Source organism: Bacillus sp. 7_6_55CFAA_CT2, from assembly GCF_000238655.1.
GTDB lineage: Bacteria > Bacillota > Bacilli > Bacillales > Bacillaceae_G > Bacillus_A > Bacillus_A cereus.
The window spans coordinates 102,024-120,698 of the sequence record NZ_JH414708.1; the positions used below are offsets into that span (position 1 = coordinate 102,024).

Below are 18,675 nucleotides of genomic sequence, written 5' to 3' on the forward strand. Positions count from 1 at the left end.
CAAAGCTTTTTTTATTTATAATTACGTTGGAATAAAGCGAAGAGTTCAATGTCATGCCAAGTGCCGTTGCGGAATATAGCTTCTTTACAAGTTCCTTCATGTTGAAAACCAAGTGATTTATATAATTTAACTGCTCTATCGTTAAAAGAAAATACTCGTAAAGAAAGGCGATGTAAATTTAATTCTAAAAATGCATAATCCAATAATAGGGTCAAAGCTTCCTGCCCATAACCTTGCCCCCAGTAATCCTTTTTACCAATATCAATAATGCATTCAGCGTTTCGATTATACGAATCAATATGAATTAAAGAAGTAATACCAATTGGAAGATGCGTAGCTTTTTCTTCAATGATATAGCTCTTAGAGTTCGAAGAATGAATAAATTGCTGGCAAAGTTTTTCTGTGTCTTGAAAGGAATATTTATCAAGAGTAAGTGTAGTTGAACTCATAACGTCTATATCATTATGCCATTTATAATATGTTAGAATATCATCTTCGGAAAACTTTCGTAACTGGATTCGGTTGGACTCAAACAATGTAAACACCCCTTTTGTATTTACTGGTTTTTATTCATTATCTCAACACACGAACTACAATAAATTTGTCCTTCTAATTCAATATACTTTTTCATATTCGTCATGCCATTCGCCGGAAAGGGCATATGAATCCACGCTTTTTCATACGTTTGTATTTCTGTTTTACATGATTTACAAAAGATTGATTTCTTTCTGAACATATGTAATCAACCTTTCATTTGACGTGCTTTACTTGCGCAAAAGGCACTACTTAGTAAAAATAGTGTCGCAAATATAATGCTTACTAATGTAGCGTATGGAATTGCGCCTTTTAAGGAAAAGCCGACAGTGATTGAAGCGATGAATAAGAGGATAAATGTTGTTGTTAATTTTTTATAAAGTTCCATACTATGTAGACCTCCAATTTATTTTTTAGTACAAGTTTTAAAATTGAATTCTATTATGTAGAAAATATAAAGAGTAGCTAAAGATGTGTAGTCTAGGAGTATAAGAAAGTACACTTTCCTTTTTGTGGGTTAGTATACTTATATTGTATCATGCCGCATGAGTGGCTTCATACATAATTGTGTAAAGGTATGTATGATAAAATGAAGAAAAGTCTTTAAGAAAGGAAAGATAAAAAATGAGTGTAACTGAACATAAAAAGCAAGCTCCAAAAGAAGTGCGTTGCAAGATTGTTACGATTTCCGATACACGTACGGAAGAAACAGATAAGAGCGGACAACTATTACATGAATTGTTAAAAGAAGCGGGACATAAAGTAACTTCTTATGAAATTGTAAAAGATGATAAAGAAAGTATTCAGCAAGCGGTGTTAGCTGGTTATCATAAGGAAGATGTAGATGTTGTATTAACAAACGGCGGTACTGGTATTACGAAACGTGATGTCACAATTGAAGCAGTATCAGCGTTATTAGATAAAGAAATTGTTGGATTTGGTGAGCTGTTCCGTATGATTAGTTATTTAGAAGATATCGGAAGCAGCGCAATGTTAAGTAGAGCGATTGGTGGTACAATTGGGCGCAAAGTAGTCTTCTCGATGCCAGGGTCTAGCGGAGCGGTTCGACTTGCGATGAATAAATTAATTTTACCGGAATTAGGCCATATTACATTTGAGCTGCATCGCCAATGAGTAAGTGTGCTGGAATTGTATTAGCGGGCGGTATGTCGAGTAGATTTGGTGAGCCGAAAGCGTTAGCAATTTGGAAGGGAACTACTTTTGTTGAGCATATTGTGAAAGTGATGGGAACTACTTTGCAAGACATTGTAGTAATTAGCCATACTGATATAAAAGAGCGAGTAGAGCAATTCGTACAAGTTCCTGTTATAGAAGATATCCCGCACTATAAAGGAAATGGACCGCTTGCGGGCATTGTATCAGGTATGGAATACATAGAAGCAGATTGGTACGCTATTATGCCTTGCGATGCACCAAACGTTTCGCATCAATGGTTTGCCATTTTACTAGAGCAAACGAGCAATGAATATGATGCGGTTGTACCTATTATTAATGGAAGAAAACAACCGCTACTTGCGGCGTATCATAACCGCGTGAAAGAAAAGATTTATGCTTTACTTCAGGAAGAAAAAAGAAGTATGGGCCAGCTTTTATCACTATGTAATGTGAAGTATGTTTCTGGAGAAGATGTACAGGCGAATGCGGATTGGTTTATAAATGTAAATACGAAAGAAGAATATGTGCAGGCTCAAAAAGACCTTTCAAATGAATGAAAGGTTTTTTGATATACAGAATTGGGGAACAATTGCTGTATAAAGGTATGTGAGTAAGTTGATTTTAAGGGGAATTCTTAAAATCATTATACAGTTTAAAATACTGTATAACCATATATTAATTTTTATGGGTTTTTATTACAAGTTTGTTTAGTTATGTTTATTTTTGATATAATTAATATAGAAATAAAACAATGTTTAACCTTATGTATCATCTATTAAACTAAAATTTATGACTATGTAATAAACTCCCTTCGTTTTTTTGAAGGGAGTTTTTCTATTTAAGCAAGCAACTCTGATGCGTTATGCTGCAGGACTTCTTCATATTGGTTAAGCAAACCGTGAAAGATCTCATCCCAGCTCTTTGATTTCGCAAAAGATGAAGCTGCTATTCCCATCTGCTCAAGTTTTTCTTCATTTTGTAATAAAAAATAAATGGATGATAGAAATGCATCTTCATTTTTAGGCGGACAAAGAACTCCCGTTTTTCCATCTGTAATAATATTTTTAACCCCGCCACTATTTGCACCAATTACAGGTGTACCGCATGCGAGTGATTCAAGTACGACATTTCCGAATGTTTCAGTAGCTGATGGAAACACCATTATGTTAGAACAAGCATATGCTTCAGCTAAATCTGTACTTTGTAAATAGCCAGTAAAAGTGATATTTGTTTTCGGAACAGCTTCACGTAAACTTGTTGCTAGAGGACCGTCTCCTGAAATGAGCCAATGAATATCGTTTCGAGTATGTGCTGTTTTAACGATAAGGTGTTGCAGCGTATCAATATCTTTTTCAGGAGCAATTCGTCCAACATAGGAAAGGACATACTTCGCTGTAATATTATATTTTTTTCGGAATAGGTCTGTATTGTAAGCAGGATGAAAGAGTGTGCAATCTACACCACGTCCCCATATAGAGAGGGTCTGAAAGCCTTTGTTTTTTAATTGATGTAATGTTTCAAAGGAAGGTACAAAATTTTTTTGCATATGACTATGAAACCATTTTAAATAGTTCCACAGCATATTGGAGAGGAATTCGATTTTGTAATAACGTAAATAGGCATCGAAATCAGTATGATAAGAACCGACAACTGGGATGTTTAACTTTTTTGCATAATACAATCCACAAAGTCCCATGTTGAAAGGTGTGGCAATGTGAATAATGTCAGGTTTAAAGGAAAGTAGTTCTCGTTTAATGCGCGGAGTAGGAAAAGAAAAACGACATTCTGGATATAATATTGTTAACGGGATACTTCTCATCTTATTCACATTCGCTACAAAATTATCTTCAGCTGTATGCTGAGGAGCGAAAACAGAATAGGCGATCTGTTCTTTCTGAAAATATTGTGTTAATCGCTCTAAAGTTTTCGCAACCCCGTTAACTTGTGGCGTAAAAGTATCGGTAAAAATGGCGACTCTCATCATATCACTCCTTTATGTGAAAAGTGGGATGAATTGATAAAAAGAGATGATGCCAGAGCAAGTGCCAAGGCACATACCGACGAATACATCTGACGGATAGTGAAGTCCTAAATAAATACGTGAAATACCGACGCATAATGCTAACGGTAATAGGAAAGCAAGTAAGCTTGGATTATAGCAAATAAATGGAATGAAGACAGAGAAAACGGCTGTTGTATGACCAGACGGGAAAGAGTGGTCTTTTAATGGATGGACTGGATATTTTGCATCCTGAATTGTTAAATAAGGACGTTTTCGCGGATACCACCTTTTTAATATTTGCACAGGAATATGGCTAATTGCTAACGAAATAGCAGTTGCAATTGCAGCTTGATGCAAAGTTCCCTTTGCGAAAATTAAAAAGAAAAGTGTGAGTGCGATGGAGAAAGTCGCGCCACCGATATGAGTAATATTGCTGAAAAAGATATTTAATGTTTTTTGATCAAAGTAGCGGTTAATTCCTCTGAAAATGTAACATTCTATTTTATATAATCCACTGACCTTCATAAAAATTCTCCTCCCTCATCTACATATATATGGAGATATTAGCTTTTATTTTAATAAGATTTTGTTGAGGGAGTAATAATGTTTTGTAAAGAAAAAGTTAGATTTTATATAAAAAAAGCTGCCAATCTTATGGCAGCGGAAATTTACTTCTGTAATGATTTATAATATTGACCTTTTTCAACGTATTGCGTGCGAATACGCTCCATATCTTTACGGTCTTCTTCTGTTAATTCACGAATGACTTTCGCGGGACGACCGAAAGCTAACGTGTTCGGCGGAATTTTCTTTCCTTGTGAAACGAGGCTTCCAGCGCCGATAAAAGCTCCTTCGCCAATTTCAGCACCATCTAATATAATAGATCCCATTCCAATTAAAGCATCTTTCTTAATATGGCAACTATGTAAAATGACTTGATGCCCAATTGTTACGTCGTTTTCTAAAATAAGAGGATACTGCGGGCTTTGGTGAAGTGTACATTGGTCTTGTACATTTACTCGGTCTCCAATGATTGTCGGTGACACATCACCACGGATGACTGTATTAAACCAAATACTTGATTCCTCGCCAACGGAAACATCGCCTGTAATCGTAACATAGTCAGCGATAAAAGCACTACTCGCAATTTTCGGTTTTTTTTCTTTGTAAGGATATATCATGTAAAGTCTTCCTTTCCTAGAGACTAGTTTTAGTGTATCAAATTATGAGAAAGAGTGAAATGGAGGAGAGCCGTATGTGGAATTATGAAGCGGAGGAAGCAAAAGCTGTCATTGTTATTGTGCACGGCGCAATGGAATATCACGGACGTTACGAAGCAGTTGCGGAAATGTGGAATCATATCGGCTACCACGTCGTGATGGGGGATCTTCCGTCACATGGAACGACTTCAAGAAATAGAGGACATATTGATTCATTTGATGAATACATAGAGGAAGTTAAATTATGGGTGAAAGAAGCAAGAAAGTATAGGTTACCTATTTTTCTATTCGGTCATAGTATGGGTGGTCTTATTGTCATTCGTATGATGCAAGAAACGAAGAGAGAAGATGTAGAAGGTATTATTTTGAGTTCGCCTTGTTTAGGGGTAGTGACTGGACCCTCTGCTCCGCTTCAATTTGCTTCAAAAATATTAAATGTTGTGGCTCCAAAATTGCAATTTGCAACGAATCTTACGGTGGAAATGTCAACACGTAACCATGAAGTAAGAGATGCAATGGAGAATGATTCTTTGTTCTTGCGCAAAGTATCAGTACGTTGGTATAGTGAATTGATCAAGTCTATCGAAATTGCTCATAAAAAAATAGATGATTTTCCAGATGTTCCGCTCTTGCTAATGCAAGCTTGTGAGGATAAACTTGTAGATAAAACACGTGTCCGCACTTGGTTTGATAATGTTAAAATAAGTGATAAGGCTTTTAAAGAATGGACGAATTGTTATCACGAGCTATTAAATGAGTATGAGCGTGATGAAATTTTGAGTTATATTCAGTCATTTACTGAAATGCATGTCAATAATATAGTAAAAACAAACAAATAAATCATTATTTGTACATTTAATAGAGGAGATGAAGGAAGAAGTGAACGTACCGAGTAATCCCATAACGCTCATGGCGAAAGTATACCGTGATGTGTTTCCGGTTGTACACCATGAGCTAGCGATGTGGAAAGAGCGTGCCTACCATATTCCGAATGATGAGCTTCATAGTCAGGCAATCGCAAGTATTGAGCATAAAACGTTTCATTGCGAGGGCGGTGGTATTTTAGCTCTGCTAGCAAATGAACACCGAGAAGAATGTATTCGTTTTATCGTAGCGTATCAAACGATCAGCGACTATTTAGATAATTTATGTGATCGCAGTACATCACTTGATCCAAATGATTTTGCCGCACTGCATGAATCGATGTTAATGGCATTATCACCTGAAGTAGAAGGCGGCGGTAATTATTATCGTTATCGTGATGATCAAGATGATGGTGGTTATTTAGATGAACTTGTTGAAACATGCCAAGATGTTTTAAAGAAAACGAAGCACTATGACAAAATTGCTCCTGTTCTTCATGAACTTGCTTGTTATTATTGTGATTTACAAATTCATAAACATGTAAAATTAGAAGAAAGAGAACCACGATTACAAAAGTGGTTTGAAGCGCATAAAGAAAACTTACCAGAGATGAGTTGGTTTGAATTTTCAGCATGTGCCGGTTCTACACTTGGAATCTTCTGTCTTGTCGCATATGCCTTTCATGATGAATTACATGATGAAGATATTGCGAAAATTAGACAAGGATACTTCCCTTACGTACAAGGACTTCATATTTTGCTGGATTATTTCATTGATCAAGAAGAAGACCGTATAGGCGGAGATTTGAATTTCTGTAGTTATTACGAAAACGAGCAAGCGATATTAGATCGTATGAAACATTTTGTAGAAGAAGCAGAGAAGAGCATTGGTGATTTGCCTCATGCGAAGTTTCATCGCCTTATAAGCCGAGGGTTACTTGGTATTTATTTATCAGATCAAAAAGTATCAGCACAAAAGAATATGCACAAAATGGCACGGCGCATTGTAAAGTACGGAGGCCTCACTTCACGATTCTTCTATTGGAATGGGAAGATGTACCGAAAGAAAACAGCGCAGTGATGAAGAAAACCACTCATGTAGAGTGGTTTTTTTTTCATTATGATTGTATTTTTGAAAATACATATATGAGAAGTTCAATCGCAAAAATCACTAATACAGATAGTCCGAATAAAGGCATGATAGCGCCTAGTATAACCATCATGATAAAGAAAACGATTATGCTCTTCTTATCTCTTTGTTTTGGAGGTGCTGCTAATTTTCCTTTCGGCTTTCTTGCTAACCACATTTTTACCCCGTAATAAATAAGAAGTAGTAGAGATAATGTCGTTAGTAAGCATAATATTTTATTTGGCCATCCAAATAAATGTCCTTCATGAAGCGGGATGCCGTAAGTGAACCATTGTGCAAGTAATCCATAATCACGATAGTCCGTTTTGGAAATAAGCTTTCCGCTATATTGATCAAAGTAAGCTGTTATTTCTTCATTTGGTGCAACATGCATACCTGTAATACCAGAACCGCTCGATTTCGAAACAGTGAATACACCTTTCGGATCAGCTGGTAGTGAGATAACGTATGGCTTCTTTATTTCAATTCCTTTTTGTAATTCATCGACAGAAATAGCTTTCGGTTCATTTGAATTCGATTCAGGAGGAGCTTCTTTTCTTGTTGCCCATGGCAATTCTTTTACCTTTGATTCAGGCGGCGCCATATACAATTTCGGATATCCGAGCGATTCATTCGACGACGCAATTCTATAAATTTGGTTACCCATAAATCCTGACCATGGCAATCCAGATGCGACTAGCAGAACGAGTGGAATTGTAAATATAATACCGATAATAGAATGACGTCGTTTTGCTTTTTCTCGCTTATTGGATGCTGGTGTGTTTTTGAACTGTCGTATACTCATATACAAACCAGTTACAATTAAAAAGATTGTCCAGCACGCCGCAAGTTCTACAGTATAGTTGATGACAGTGCCACCAACTAAAAGAGAACTATGTAATTCCCGCATTATATTGGCAAACGTTTCACTTGCGTTTTGATCTCCGACAATTTGATTATTGCTATCTAAATACACATACTTTTGTTGCCCTGTATATTCATTTGTAATCGTAAGTCTCGTATTATAATCCCCATTAAACTCACTAATTTTCGCCACACTATAATGTGGATATTTTTTCTCGGTTAAGGAAATAGAATCAGACATCGAAATAGACTCTGTTTGGGCGCTCTTCCCAAAATATAAATCTTTATAGATGAAATCTTCAACTTCCTCCCGAAATAAATACCCAATTCCGCTCAGTGACAAAGTAATAAGAAGCGGCGTAATAAAAAGTCCAGCATAAAAATGCCAACGCCAAAAAATGTAATGAAGCGAACGATTTTGTTTCATACTTTCAGTTCCCCTAACCTTCCCTATATGAATAACTACTTATTTAATATAGCGAGATTAAGTGTGATTACTTTGAAAGAATTGTGAAGAAAGTTAAAAGTTTGTGGGATTTTTATTAAACAGAAAACACATTTTAGAAGGAGTGTTTTTTATGTTTATGAAGATCTCTTTATATTTGATAAGTACATCCTAACAACCGCTTTCGCAAGACATTGAGAAGAACCAACAAAATCCTCACTAGCCACAACATTCAAATCAGTACATGCGATAATTGCGGTATCTACTTCATCCTTCAATTGCACAACGAGTGCGTTCCATAATTTGTGAGCTTCTTCAACTTCTCCGCTTTTAATATACGTAATAATTTGATTAATCATCGTTTGCCATTTTTCATAATGAATGTATTCTATATTCCGCTTTGCAATCCCGTCTTGATAAATACCAGCTTGAACTGTCGCTTCCGTTGCAAGAAGAGCGACTCTTTTTGCAGTTTCAGGAATTGCTTTTAACGTTTCGTCAACTATATTTAAAATCGGGATAGAAAGAGAACGCTGTAATTCTTCAAAATAAAGATGTGCCGTATTGCACGGCATAGCGATAAAGCTTGCGCCAGTACTTTCAAGTTTTTGTGCTCCTTCAATAATCGCTTTTTTCATCGCTTCGTGATCAATAGGGCGATCCATGTAAAACGGTGTTGGGCACGAATAGATCATCATATGAGGAAAGTCCATATCATGCTTTGCTCCGTATATTGTTTGACACCCTGCTACAACTGTATCGACGAATGGTCCAGTTGATTTTGGACCCATTCCTGCTAGTATTCCGATCATTGTCTCGTCTCCTTTAATATGTAATTAAAAACGTTTTTTGCGAACGATAAAAAGAAATAAGGTAAATAATAAAAATGAATATACGATAGCCCAAGCTGTGAGCCATAGTGTGTGAGTCAGTATATTATATTTGTATTGGCCAAGCATTAGAAAGCTTTCGACAGGTGGTAAAAACCATAATAACTCTTTTTTAAACCGGATAGATGCGATCGTTATAAGCAATATAAAGGTAAGGCTAAGCCAAGCAGTGCCTGCTTTTTGAATCATATTTCTAGTAAATAATGTTGCGATTGAAATTCCTAGTATAGAGAAAGACATGTGAGAGAGAAATCCGACTAGAAATAAAGAAACTGTCATTTTTTCATTAAACATTTGCAAAATAATTGGATAGATTACGGATATAAAAGATAATACAGTACAAATGAGAAGAGCTGTAATATATTTACCAACGTATAATGCGGAAATATTATTTGTGTGAGAAATAGTAATTTGTTCTTGTACAGGGTCTTCAGTATGAAAAATTGTGACCGTAATCCAGGCAGATAATAAATAAAGCGCGAGAGCTGTTTCTAAATATGTCGGTACAATAGGAGTCGGTTTATATGTATATACAAAAAGCAAGCTCACAAAGTACATCGCAATAGGAGGGACATACTTATACGATTTTGTATAGTCGAGAAAATGGTAACGAATAAGCGCAAACATAATAAACCTTCTTTCGATTTAAAAGTTAGGTTGTAGCAGTGTGATAGATGCTTTTTTATGTAATAAAAACTGAAGTATTTCGTTTGTATATTCTTTTTCGATTTGTAATTGAATAAGATTTGGATTTGCATTGTGTGCAACGTGTATAAAACCGGATTGCTTTTTTAGTTCTATTGCTGAAAATGTGTCGTGAACGATTGCCTCAATATAGACCTGTTCCGCTACTTTTTGTGCAGAGGTATTTTCTACAATTGTATGATTTGCTAACGTCACAATTCTATCGGCGAAGTTTTCTAATAGTTGTTTTTCGTGACATGTGAAGAGTATAGATATACCTTGTTGTTTTAATGAGAGTAAAATATGTTCTAATTCTTGCTGAGAGTTAGGATCGAGCCCAGAAAGCGGTTCATCTAAAATTAATAAATGGACGTCTGTAAGTAATGCTTGCATAATACTAGTTTTTTGTTTCATACCTTTTGAAAAGTTTCGTACAACAGAATGTCTTGCATGCTGTAAATGAAAAGATTCAAGAAGCATCGGGATTTTATCTTTTAAATATTTGGTTGATAAACCGTGAATGTGGCCGAGATGATATAAATAATCCTCTAATGTAAAACGAATCCCTTCAGGAAAATGTTCAGGTACATAGCCAATTTGTATATGTTCTTTTCTTTGAAGTGCCCCTGCCGTAGGTGAAACAAATCCTGCAATTATTTTGAGTAGAGTACTTTTTCCCGTCCCGTTTCCGCCAACAATGGCGAGTGCTTCTCCTTCTGGAATGGATAAATCAATATTGTCTAGTATAAGTGATTTGCCGTACTTCTTTTGAATTCCCCGTAGTTCTACTAGCAAAGTTCTATCCTTCTTTCTTTAAATAGTGTATATATCCATTATATAGGAGAATAACAAAAAGACGTGCAGTGAGTGCACGTCTTTTTTTGTTATGTTTTGTCGAATCGTCGATATATCCGAGAAATCGTTGATATATTGTAAGTTATGATAGATATATCGAAAAAATCGTTTATATATCCCGAGTTACGATAGATATAATTGAAAAATCGTTGATATATTACCCCGCATTAACGGGCAGTAAAACTCCCACCTTAAAATTGGGCTGGAGCAAAGAAGTTAGTTGGGAGATAAACTGCCCATAAATGCCCGATTGGTTCAACTAATAATCAGTGGGGATTCCCCCCACTGATTAAAGTTTCACTTTATCGTTTCTCAATCGCCACAATAAATGGCGGGTTATTTTGCTGGTTAATGAAGCCATATCGCAGTACGTGAGCTTGTTTTTGGTCTAGTTCTTCTGCAAATTTGAGAACAGCGTCGCGTTCTACTTGTCCTTCTGGGTGTCCGTGGTAAATGACGAGGACGATGATACCTTCAGGTGCCATTACTTCTAGTAATTGTTCAATTGCCGAAATTGTTGAGTTCGGTTTTGTAACGATATGCTTGTCACCGCCAGGAAGGTAACCTAAGTTGAAGATAGCGCCTGTTACTTTTCCTTTTGCGTCTTCTGGTAGTACGGATAGAAGTGTATCGTGACTATCGTGAACTAAAACAGTACGTTCAAAAAGTTCTTTTTCTTTTAGACGAGTTGTTGAGCTTTCAATCGCTTCTTTTTGAATATCAAATCCAAATACTTTTCCGCTATCCCCAACAATTTCAGCTAGGAAGCAAGTGTCATGACCATTTCCAAGTGTTGCATCTACAGCGTAGTCGCCTTCTTTAACAGCCGTTTGCAGCAGTGTGCGAGCAAACGGTAATACACGTTCTAATTTCATTGTTGTTTCTCCTCATTTGCATATTTTCCTTGCCAGCTTCCGCGGCGTACAAATTCTGCATCGATGGAATTTAATACTTCCCATTTATTTAAGCTCCACATTGGACCAATCATTAAATCAGGTGGGCCGTCACCTGTGATACGGTGCACAATTACGTCTTCTGGAATAATTTCAAGTTGGTCAACAACAAGACTTACGTAATCCTCAAGAGAAAGGAATTCGAGTTGTCCTTTTTCATATTGCTTCACCATTGGCGTTCCTTTTAATAAGTGAAGTAAGTGGATTTTAATTCCTTGTACGTCAAGTTTCGCTACTTCACGAGCTGTTTCCATCATCATGTCGTAATCTTCAAGTGGAAGACCGTTAATAATATGAGAGCAAACTTTAATGCCGTGCTTACGTAATTTATTTACGCCTTCCACGTAAGACGGATAATCGTGAGCGCGATTAATAAGGTTTGCAGTTCGTTCGTGAACAGTTTGTAAACCGAGTTCAACCCAAAGGTATGTGCGTTTATTTAAGTCCGCTAAATATTCAACAACATCATCTGGTAAACAATCTGGACGAGTTGCGATAGAAAGACCGACAACGTCTTTTTCTGCTAGAAGCGGTTCGAATTTTTCTTTTAACACTTCAAGTGGTGCATGTGTATTTGTGTACGCTTGGAAATAGGCGATACATTTGCCATCTTTCCACTTTGAACGCATTTTTTCTTTCATTTCATGATATTGTGTTATAACATCATCGCGGCGATCACCAGCGAAGTCGCCAGATCCGGCAGCGCTACAAAATGTACAGCCACCGTAAGCAACTGTACCGTCACGGTTTGGACAATCGAAGCCAGCATCTAATGAAACTTTAAAGATTTTTTCACCAAATTCATTTCGTAAATGGTAATTCCATGTATGATAACGTTTATTGTCGTTTGTATATGGAAAAGGGTTTTGAACCTTCATTATTTTCCCTCCTAAGCCGAGTCAAAATGAAACAAAATCCATTATAACATACTCATAAGGTAGAGATGGAAGGGACACACTAAAGGGGAATTGAAGCAAGGAGGGACAATTATGGCAGAGCGTCAATCACTTGAATCGTATATTACACAAGCGGAACAAGCGGTGGAATATGCAAAAGAACAATTAGAACAAGGCATGAGACAAGAGCATTACAATACGATGGAGTATTCAGATGCACAGTTACAATTAGAACAAGCGTATAACGATTTACAAACGATGCAACAACATGCGAATGATGAGCAACGTGAGCAATTAAATAGAGCACGTATGGCAATTCGCCAATTGCAACATCAAATGATTATTACACCGCACTAATAAGGAGTGAATGTAATGGCGAAACGTTCAGATCAAAATAACCCAGAGCAAAAAACACAAAATGGACATAACGCTGAGTTTTCGAATGAACTTGATCCCATTGTTCAAGTAAAACAGCGTAATAGTAAAAAAGGACAACCTCAAAAATCAAAACAATCAGAGTAAACCAGGTCGCAATATGACCTGGTTTTATTTTGTTATATGACAATAATGTAAGATTTCTGTAAGGTTTGCCGATAGTTGTAATTGTCCTTTTCCAGTAGAGTAAGGGAGGATTAAATTTTGGACAAGGAGCTGCTTTATGGGGAACAATATTACAAACAAACGAATTGATGAGTTAGATTACATTCGTGGCTTCGCATTACTGGGGATTATTTTAGTAAATATTTTAGCACTACTTAATATTAAAACTCCAGATCCTAATACAGTAGATGCTAGCTATCAAAGATTTTTATACTTATTTGTAGAAGGTCGTTTCTTCTCAATCTTCTCATTCTTATTTGGAGTGGGATTCTATATCTTTATTTCAAGAGCGATTGCGAAAGGGAAGAATGGCTATGTTTTATTTTTACGTCGCTTAGTAGCATTATTTATTTTTGGTTTAATTCATCAAATGTTTCAGCCTGGAGAAGCACTAGCGTTATACGCAATTTGTGGGTTAATCGTTTTGCCATTTTATAAAGCGAAAAAAGAAGTGAACCTAGCATTAGGACTTATTTTGACAATTGCCTTCAGTGTAATGGGAGTTAAAGAACTATTACCACTTGGCTTAATTTTATTAGGACTTGCTGCAGGACAATATCGTGTATTTGAAAATCTCACGCAAAATATAAAGAAAGTCGCTATTTTTGCAGGTATTATGTTTGTTTTAAGTGTCATAGCAGTATGGTATCAATATGGGCACGCTCCTGCTGAACCATTTATAAATGGGATAATGGAAACTGAAGATGGAACAATGGATGCTGCAAGTCAGTTTCTAAAAATTGGTATTAATGTTGGACCAATTATTTCAGCTTTCTATGTAGGAGCATTAATTTTATTACTTCAGTTAAAACCAGTTCAAACATTATTAGCACCATTGAAATACTACGGTCGTATGGCTTTAACAAATTATATCGGACAAACGGCAATGATTTTAATTGCTGGTAGTGTATTTAACTTTGCAGGAAATTTAACATACATGCAGACGTTATATGTATGTATCGCAATTTATGCAATTCAAATTGTGTTTAGTGTAATTTGGATGAAAATCTTTAAAATGGGTCCATTAGAATGGATTTGGCGTGTTATTACGTACTGGACGGTAACACCTTTAAAGAAATAAAGTGAAACTTTAATCAGTGGGCTGTTCCTTTCGCGGAACAGCCTATTTTTATTGTCATCTTTTGTCGATAAGTCGATATATTTTGGTAATCGCTGATAAAAGTGTAAGAATCGCCGATATATTTTGGTAATCGCTGATAAAAGTGTAAGAATCGCCGATATATTTGAAAAATCGCTGATAAAAGTGTAAGAACCGCTGATATATTTTAACAATCGCCGATATAATTTCATTTACCGATTCACTATGTCGAAATGCGAACTAGTATGAAAAGCCAAACTTACACGCCCACCTTCTTTATATTACAAAAGTGTAAGGTAAATGTAATGTTAACAAATAGCAGTTCACCTCCAAAAGGCGCAAAATAGGTAATGGAAAAACAAGCGTAGGAGGATATATATGACGAAACCAGTTGTAGACGTGAAAAACGTTCAAAAAGTGTACGGTAAAAAAGGTGAGAACCAATCACACGCGTTAAAGGGTGTTTCATTCTCAATTCAAGAGGGTGAGTTTGTTGGAATTATGGGACCATCTGGTTCTGGTAAAACGACATTATTAAATGTAATTTCAACGTTAGATAAGGCAACGGGCGGCGTTGTTGAAATTGCGGGAACGGATATTACGAAAATGAAGCAAGGTGAGCTTTCAGATTTCCGTTCGCAAAAATTAGGATTTATCTTCCAAGATTTTAACTTATTAGAGAACTTATCTATTTATGAAAACATTGCACTTCCACTTTCTCTTCAAGGTGTCGCATCACGTAATATTGGACCGAAAGTAGAAAAAGTAGCGGATATGTTAGGGATTACAGAAATACTTCAAAAGTATCCATCTGAAGTATCTGGTGGACAGAAACAACGTTCAGCAGCAGCGCGTGCTTTAGTGCATGAGCCGGCAATTATTTTAGGGGACGAGCCAACAGGAGCGCTTGATTCTAAAAATGCAACGAGTTTACTTGATGCGATGACAAACTTAAATAAAGATCAAGGCGTATCGATTATGATGGTTACGCATGATCCATATAGTGCAAGTTACTGTCAGCGTATTTTATTCATTCAAGATGGTGAGCTATATAAAGAAATTCATCGCGGTGGTACGCGTGAAGAGTTCTACAAAGAAATTTTAGATGTACTTGCAGATTTAGGTACACAAAAGGCGTAAGAAAGGAGGTTCCAGTATGTTATTTAAACTTTCCATGTCGGGGCTGAAAAGTAAGCTGAAAGATTATATCGTCTTACTTGTCGGTCTTGTCATGTCGATTTCAATTTTTTACATGTTCCAAACGTTAGCACTGAATAAAGCATTTTTAGAATCTAATTCAGTGATTAAATCTATTGGATTCGTATTCCAAGCAGGATCATTTTTATTAGCAATTATAACGTTCTTCTACATTTTATATGCAAACTCTTTCTTATTATCTCTTCGTCAAAAAGAGTTCGGTATGTATATGATGTTAGGTGCGAAAAAACATAAAGTTACATTACTTATGTTTATTGAAACAATCGTATTAGGTGCTGCGTCTCTTGCAATCGGGATTGCAGTTGGAGTAGGACTTGCAGAAGGTATTGGACAGTTATTAATGAAACAGCTTGAATTTGCTGGTGAAGGGTATAAAGCATTTTATCTACCATCTATGACTGCTACTTGCATCTTCTTCTTTGCACTATTTGTATTATCAGCAATTATGAACAGTATTAAATTGTCACGTATTTCTGTATTACAACTAGTACATGCAGATGCACAAACAGAGCGTGTTGCAGTAAAAGGTAAAAAGACAGTTGTAGTGGCATTCCTTGCTGTTCTTTTATTAGGTATAGGTTATGCATCTATGATCTATATGGAAAAACTAAAAGAGATGGGAATCCTTATTGCATTAATTACGACAACAACTGGTACTTATATGCTATTTAGTTCACTTCTCCCGGTTATTATTAAAAAATTAAAGAGTAATAAAAAGCGTAGTGAAAAAGGACTTAACGCTTTTACATTTGCACAATTAAACTTCCGAATTAATAGTTTAACGAAAGTGCTTGCAACAGTGGCAATGTTAGTTGCGCTTGGAGCTGGTGCAATTTCGGGCGGTATGGCGTTTAAAAATAACGTTATAAAAATGGTAGATGGTTTAGTAATATATGATTCAGTAGTTCATAATCCAACAGCTGAAGAAAAGAAAGTTTTAGACGGTATTACATTTAAAGAGAAAAGCGAATATCGTTACAAAGTTGATGATAAATACGTTTACTATGTAAAAGAAGATTTAGAGAAAAATCGTCCTTTAGTAAAAGATATGGCAAAGATGAAGTCTATGAAGGATTTAGTAAATACGAAAAAAGTTTCAGAGGAACTACCGGTAGGTGCAGTTTCTAGAGAGATGAATCAAAAAGATGCGAACACTAAAGAACTTTCAGCGGAATGGATAGATGCTTTTAGTACAATCCATCCATATTATTTATACAATGATCATGCAATTAAAATTGTAGATCAAAAAATGTACGATGGGATAAATGGTAAAGATGGTATAGCATTTATCGGAAAAACAGATGATTTTTTAACATATAAAAAAGAATGGAAAAAACTTGACGAGTTGCAGCTAGATAAATATAAAAATGTAAAAGCTGAACAAATGGATAGTAAATATCAAGCTTATAGTGGGTTCTATGGCATTGCGAGTGGAACAGTATTTATGGGATTCTTCCTTGGAATTGCGTTCTTAGCAATGATGGCAAGCTGCCTTATGTTTAAAATTCTTTCTGGTGCATCAAAAGATATTACGCGTTATCAAATGCTTCGTAAAATCGGTGTGCGCCGTGAGTTATTAACGAAATCAATTTATAAAGAGTTATTCTTAGTATTCTTATTCCCAGCAATTGTGGGTATCGCTCACGTATTAGTTGGTATGAATATTTTCGGATTTATTTTAATCGATCCGTACTTCCGTATTTGGGTACCAATCGTAATTTTCGTAGTTATTTATGCGATTTATTACTTCATTACAGTTCAATTGTATAAAGGAATTGTTCTTCCGAAAGAAGATTAATAATAAAAACCGAGACAAAAACGCTCGGTTTTTATTATTTTCAGAAAAAACACTTTAATGTTACTGAAATGTATAATATAATGTAAATAAGTAACGTAATATAAAAGTAGGAGCAGCTGGATAAGGAAAGGAGGAATCCAATCTGTAGAAAAAAGCTGAACTTTTACCCCCACATTTTTTTACCGCAACGTATTTATACAATCGTAAGTTTCCACATTGAAAGTTTTCAGAACCACCTGAGTATATTGTGAAAATAATGGATAACACATGGAAATCTCATAGCATGATAAGGTAAAATGGACAACATAATGAGAAAATTACCGTTCATAAGATGAGGAGAATACATGTATGGAAGTTGTAGAGGCATTAAAAGATATAAGCCAAATTGAGGCTATGAAAAAATATTTAAAAGAGCACTCCCAGCGAGATTATCTTTTATTTGTTATTGGAATTAACACAGGATTAAAAATTACAGAATTACTTAGCATGAAATTTGAAGATGTATTAAATGAAGACGGGACTGTTAAAGAGTTTTATGCTCTTCCTGTGAAAGATGAAAAATTTAAACAAGATATTTATTTAAATACAAAAGTAAAAGAAGCGCTTTTAGATTACGTACAATCTATTGGCGTTAAAAGAGAAAATTACGTATTTCAATCTAATAAAACGCCAAATTCAATTACGCGCCAACAAGCGTATCGTGTAATTCATAATGCTGCAGAAGCAGTTGGAGTTGTTGGTAAAATCGGAACGAATTCAATGCGAAAAACGTTCGGATTTCATGCTTACAAAAGAGGGATAGCGATTGCGCTATTGCAAAAACATTTTCATCACGCGACTCCATCAGAGACACTAAAGTATTTAGGTATCTCAAAGGATGAGAGCTTTAAAACGGAGATTGATGTCGATTTATAAAAGCCGTAACTAAAAAATTAGGAGGCGGAAAATATGAATATTAGAGAGAGTGAACTGCCGGGTATTGGATGTAAGTTTGAAGTGATTACAAAAGGTAATGAAAAGATGGTTATCGTTATTCATGATGATGGCCGAAGAGAAATGTACCATTTTGATGCTGATCATGAAGAGAGTATTTCAAGCGTCTCTCTTCGTGATTCTGAAGCGAGACAAATTGCAGCTATATTGGGCGGAATGGTATATAGGCCACAAGCTTTAGATACGATTGAAATGGCTTTTGAGGGATTATCAATTGAGTGGTTTAAGGTGGAAAATAATGCACCAGTTGTACAAAAAACAATTGGTAGTTTACATGTTCGAAACACATATAACGTAACGATTATTGCCATTTTGAAAAAGAATATGAAGAAGTTCTTTAATCCAGGCCCAGATTCTATCATTGAAGCTGGCGATATGCTCGTATTATCAGGTGAAAGACATGAAGTGAAAAGAATTATTAATGAGTTGCTTTCAGTAGGAGGGGATTCATAATCG

The 18,675-nt window shown here is 35.7% G+C and carries 23 protein-coding genes; 11 read left to right on the forward strand and 12 right to left on the reverse strand.

What is annotated here, in order from left to right; translation table 11 throughout:
• Positions 1–11: 11 nt before the first annotated feature.
• Genes HMPREF1014_RS00615 through HMPREF1014_RS00625 form a run of 3 tightly spaced genes read right to left on the reverse strand, consistent with a single transcriptional unit; the run spans position 12 to position 922 of the window.
• Positions 12–536 (reverse strand): GNAT family N-acetyltransferase, encoded by a 525-nt coding sequence (locus HMPREF1014_RS00615; protein WP_000464119.1) that lies wholly within the window; start codon positions 534–536, stop codon positions 12–14.
• 20 nt (positions 537–556) lie between these two features.
• Positions 557–736 carry a hypothetical protein gene (locus tag HMPREF1014_RS31950; protein ID WP_000488709.1) on the reverse strand — a complete coding sequence of 60 codons (180 nt, stop codon included), beginning with the start codon at positions 734–736 and terminating at the stop codon, positions 557–559.
• 6 nt (positions 737–742) lie between these two features.
• Complete coding sequence (locus tag HMPREF1014_RS00625) at positions 743–922, reverse strand: hypothetical protein (protein ID WP_000424800.1); 180 nt, start codon at positions 920–922, stop codon at positions 743–745.
• Between the two features lie 236 nt (positions 923–1,158).
• Between HMPREF1014_RS00625 and HMPREF1014_RS00630 the strand changes: the two genes are divergently transcribed.
• The gene (locus HMPREF1014_RS00630) at positions 1,159–1,668 is read left to right on the forward strand and encodes a MogA/MoaB family molybdenum cofactor biosynthesis protein (RefSeq protein WP_000117124.1); all 510 of its coding nucleotides are present in this window, start codon (positions 1,159–1,161) and stop codon (positions 1,666–1,668) included.
• Positions 1,665–2,267: a molybdenum cofactor guanylyltransferase gene (locus tag HMPREF1014_RS00635; RefSeq protein ID WP_000030834.1), complete on the forward strand. Its 603-nt coding sequence runs from the start codon at positions 1,665–1,667 to the stop codon at positions 2,265–2,267. Before HMPREF1014_RS00630 ends, HMPREF1014_RS00635 begins: the two co-directional genes overlap by 4 nt.
• 281 nt (positions 2,268–2,548) lie before the next feature.
• On the opposite strand, the gene HMPREF1014_RS00640 is transcribed toward HMPREF1014_RS00635, so the two are convergent.
• The 3 genes from HMPREF1014_RS00640 to HMPREF1014_RS00650 all read right to left on the reverse strand — a co-directional run bounded on the left by HMPREF1014_RS00640 (position 2,549) and on the right by HMPREF1014_RS00650 (position 4,893).
• Positions 2,549–3,691, reverse strand: a complete 1,143-nt coding sequence (locus HMPREF1014_RS00640) for a glycosyltransferase family 4 protein (protein WP_001261605.1) — start codon at positions 3,689–3,691, stop codon at positions 2,549–2,551.
• A 12-nt stretch (positions 3,692–3,703) separates the two neighbouring features.
• Positions 3,704–4,237 (reverse strand): phosphatase PAP2 family protein, encoded by a 534-nt coding sequence (locus tag HMPREF1014_RS00645; RefSeq protein WP_000868592.1) that lies wholly within the window; start codon positions 4,235–4,237, stop codon positions 3,704–3,706.
• Between the two features lie 143 nt (positions 4,238–4,380).
• On the reverse strand, positions 4,381–4,893 hold the full coding sequence (locus tag HMPREF1014_RS00650; protein WP_000640186.1) for a gamma carbonic anhydrase: 513 nt from the start codon (positions 4,891–4,893) through the stop codon (positions 4,381–4,383).
• 74 nt (positions 4,894–4,967) lie between these two features.
• On the opposite strand from HMPREF1014_RS00650, the gene HMPREF1014_RS00655 reads away from it, so the two are divergent.
• Together HMPREF1014_RS00655 and tbcS are read left to right on the forward strand one after the other, a co-directional pair.
• Positions 4,968–5,771 (forward strand): alpha/beta hydrolase, encoded by an 804-nt coding sequence (locus HMPREF1014_RS00655; RefSeq protein ID WP_000267422.1) that lies wholly within the window; start codon positions 4,968–4,970, stop codon positions 5,769–5,771.
• A gap of 40 nt (positions 5,772–5,811) precedes the next feature.
• Positions 5,812–6,876 carry a tetraprenyl-beta-curcumene synthase gene (tbcS, locus tag HMPREF1014_RS00660; RefSeq protein ID WP_001102467.1) on the forward strand — a complete coding sequence of 355 codons (1,065 nt, stop codon included), beginning with the start codon at positions 5,812–5,814 and terminating at the stop codon, positions 6,874–6,876.
• Between the two features lie 37 nt (positions 6,877–6,913).
• Here the strand turns inward: tbcS and HMPREF1014_RS00665 are convergent, their stop codons facing one another.
• The 6 genes from HMPREF1014_RS00665 to mnmL form a co-directional block, all read right to left on the reverse strand.
• On the reverse strand, positions 6,914–8,215 hold the full coding sequence (locus HMPREF1014_RS00665; RefSeq protein ID WP_000812671.1) for a PepSY-associated TM helix domain-containing protein: 1,302 nt from the start codon (positions 8,213–8,215) through the stop codon (positions 6,914–6,916).
• Positions 8,216–8,370: 155 nt separating this feature from the next.
• Positions 8,371–9,045, reverse strand: a complete 675-nt coding sequence (locus HMPREF1014_RS00670) for an aspartate/glutamate racemase family protein (RefSeq protein ID WP_000579322.1) — start codon at positions 9,043–9,045, stop codon at positions 8,371–8,373.
• A gap of 24 nt (positions 9,046–9,069) precedes the next feature.
• Entirely contained in the window at positions 9,070–9,750 is a 681-nt protein-coding gene (locus HMPREF1014_RS00675) for a hypothetical protein (protein WP_000457774.1), read from the reverse strand.
• Between the two features lie 18 nt (positions 9,751–9,768).
• Positions 9,769–10,602 carry an ABC transporter ATP-binding protein gene (locus HMPREF1014_RS00680; protein ID WP_000959741.1) on the reverse strand — a complete coding sequence of 278 codons (834 nt, stop codon included), beginning with the start codon at positions 10,600–10,602 and terminating at the stop codon, positions 9,769–9,771.
• Positions 10,603–10,964: 362 nt separating this feature from the next.
• Positions 10,965–11,537, reverse strand: coding sequence for a tRNA 5-(aminomethyl)-2-thiouridylate-methyltransferase MnmM (gene mnmM / locus HMPREF1014_RS00685; RefSeq protein WP_000764497.1), 573 nt, complete (start codon positions 11,535–11,537; stop codon positions 10,965–10,967).
• Positions 11,534–12,493 carry a tRNA modification radical SAM protein MnmL/YtqA gene (gene mnmL, locus HMPREF1014_RS00690; protein ID WP_000868030.1) on the reverse strand — a complete coding sequence of 320 codons (960 nt, stop codon included), beginning with the start codon at positions 12,491–12,493 and terminating at the stop codon, positions 11,534–11,536. The genes mnmM and mnmL overlap by 4 nt, the downstream gene beginning before the upstream one ends.
• Before the next feature lie 111 nt (positions 12,494–12,604).
• Here mnmL and HMPREF1014_RS00695 point away from each other — a divergent pair, with 111 nt between their 5' ends.
• From HMPREF1014_RS00695 to HMPREF1014_RS00725, 7 genes are all read left to right on the forward strand, one after another.
• Positions 12,605–12,868, forward strand: coding sequence for a YtzC family protein (locus HMPREF1014_RS00695; protein WP_000840871.1), 264 nt, complete (start codon positions 12,605–12,607; stop codon positions 12,866–12,868).
• 15 nt (positions 12,869–12,883) lie between these two features.
• Entirely contained in the window at positions 12,884–13,033 is a 150-nt protein-coding gene (locus HMPREF1014_RS00700) for a hypothetical protein (RefSeq protein ID WP_001129340.1), read from the forward strand.
• Positions 13,034–13,169: 136 nt separating this feature from the next.
• Complete coding sequence (locus tag HMPREF1014_RS00705) at positions 13,170–14,192, forward strand: DUF418 domain-containing protein (RefSeq protein WP_000527730.1); 1,023 nt, start codon at positions 13,170–13,172, stop codon at positions 14,190–14,192.
• 396 nt (positions 14,193–14,588) lie between these two features.
• Positions 14,589–15,350 (forward strand): ABC transporter ATP-binding protein, encoded by a 762-nt coding sequence (locus HMPREF1014_RS00710; RefSeq protein WP_000165837.1) that lies wholly within the window; start codon positions 14,589–14,591, stop codon positions 15,348–15,350.
• Positions 15,351–15,366: 16 nt separating this feature from the next.
• Complete coding sequence (locus HMPREF1014_RS00715) at positions 15,367–17,226, forward strand: FtsX-like permease family protein (protein WP_000897797.1); 1,860 nt, start codon at positions 15,367–15,369, stop codon at positions 17,224–17,226.
• 348 nt (positions 17,227–17,574) lie between these two features.
• Positions 17,575–18,141, forward strand: coding sequence for a tyrosine-type recombinase/integrase (locus HMPREF1014_RS00720; RefSeq protein ID WP_000454205.1), 567 nt, complete (start codon positions 17,575–17,577; stop codon positions 18,139–18,141).
• A gap of 33 nt (positions 18,142–18,174) precedes the next feature.
• Complete coding sequence (locus HMPREF1014_RS00725) at positions 18,175–18,672, forward strand: cation:proton antiporter regulatory subunit (protein WP_001026053.1); 498 nt, start codon at positions 18,175–18,177, stop codon at positions 18,670–18,672.
• The last annotated feature ends 3 nt before the right edge of the window (positions 18,673–18,675 follow it).

Coding starts and splice junctions, on each gene's coding strand:
- mnmM (WP_000764497.1), bottom strand. CDS start 11,537: ATGAAATTAGAACGTGTATTACCGTTTGCTCGCACACTGCTGCAAACG.
- HMPREF1014_RS00700 (WP_001129340.1), top strand. CDS start 12,884: ATGGCGAAACGTTCAGATCAAAATAACCCAGAGCAAAAAACACAAAAT.
- HMPREF1014_RS00655 (WP_000267422.1), top strand. CDS start 4,968: ATGTGGAATTATGAAGCGGAGGAAGCAAAAGCTGTCATTGTTATTGTG.
- HMPREF1014_RS00715 (WP_000897797.1), top strand. CDS start 15,367: ATGTTATTTAAACTTTCCATGTCGGGGCTGAAAAGTAAGCTGAAAGAT.
- HMPREF1014_RS00670 (WP_000579322.1), bottom strand. CDS start 9,045: ATGATCGGAATACTAGCAGGAATGGGTCCAAAATCAACTGGACCATTC.
- HMPREF1014_RS00650 (WP_000640186.1), bottom strand. CDS start 4,893: ATGATATATCCTTACAAAGAAAAAAAACCGAAAATTGCGAGTAGTGCT.
- HMPREF1014_RS00630 (WP_000117124.1), top strand. CDS start 1,159: ATGAGTGTAACTGAACATAAAAAGCAAGCTCCAAAAGAAGTGCGTTGC.
- HMPREF1014_RS00725 (WP_001026053.1), top strand. CDS start 18,175: ATGAATATTAGAGAGAGTGAACTGCCGGGTATTGGATGTAAGTTTGAA.
- HMPREF1014_RS00675 (WP_000457774.1), bottom strand. CDS start 9,750: ATGTTTGCGCTTATTCGTTACCATTTTCTCGACTATACAAAATCGTAT.
- HMPREF1014_RS00640 (WP_001261605.1), bottom strand. CDS start 3,691: ATGAGAGTCGCCATTTTTACCGATACTTTTACGCCACAAGTTAACGGG.
- HMPREF1014_RS00665 (WP_000812671.1), bottom strand. CDS start 8,215: ATGAAACAAAATCGTTCGCTTCATTACATTTTTTGGCGTTGGCATTTT.
- HMPREF1014_RS00695 (WP_000840871.1), top strand. CDS start 12,605: ATGGCAGAGCGTCAATCACTTGAATCGTATATTACACAAGCGGAACAA.
- HMPREF1014_RS00625 (WP_000424800.1), bottom strand. CDS start 922: ATGGAACTTTATAAAAAATTAACAACAACATTTATCCTCTTATTCATC.
- HMPREF1014_RS00645 (WP_000868592.1), bottom strand. CDS start 4,237: ATGAAGGTCAGTGGATTATATAAAATAGAATGTTACATTTTCAGAGGA.
- HMPREF1014_RS00710 (WP_000165837.1), top strand. CDS start 14,589: ATGACGAAACCAGTTGTAGACGTGAAAAACGTTCAAAAAGTGTACGGT.
- mnmL (WP_000868030.1), bottom strand. CDS start 12,493: ATGAAGGTTCAAAACCCTTTTCCATATACAAACGACAATAAACGTTAT.
- HMPREF1014_RS00720 (WP_000454205.1), top strand. CDS start 17,575: ATGGAAGTTGTAGAGGCATTAAAAGATATAAGCCAAATTGAGGCTATG.
- HMPREF1014_RS31950 (WP_000488709.1), bottom strand. CDS start 736: ATGTTCAGAAAGAAATCAATCTTTTGTAAATCATGTAAAACAGAAATA.
- HMPREF1014_RS00635 (WP_000030834.1), top strand. CDS start 1,665: ATGAGTAAGTGTGCTGGAATTGTATTAGCGGGCGGTATGTCGAGTAGA.
- HMPREF1014_RS00705 (WP_000527730.1), top strand. CDS start 13,170: ATGGGGAACAATATTACAAACAAACGAATTGATGAGTTAGATTACATT.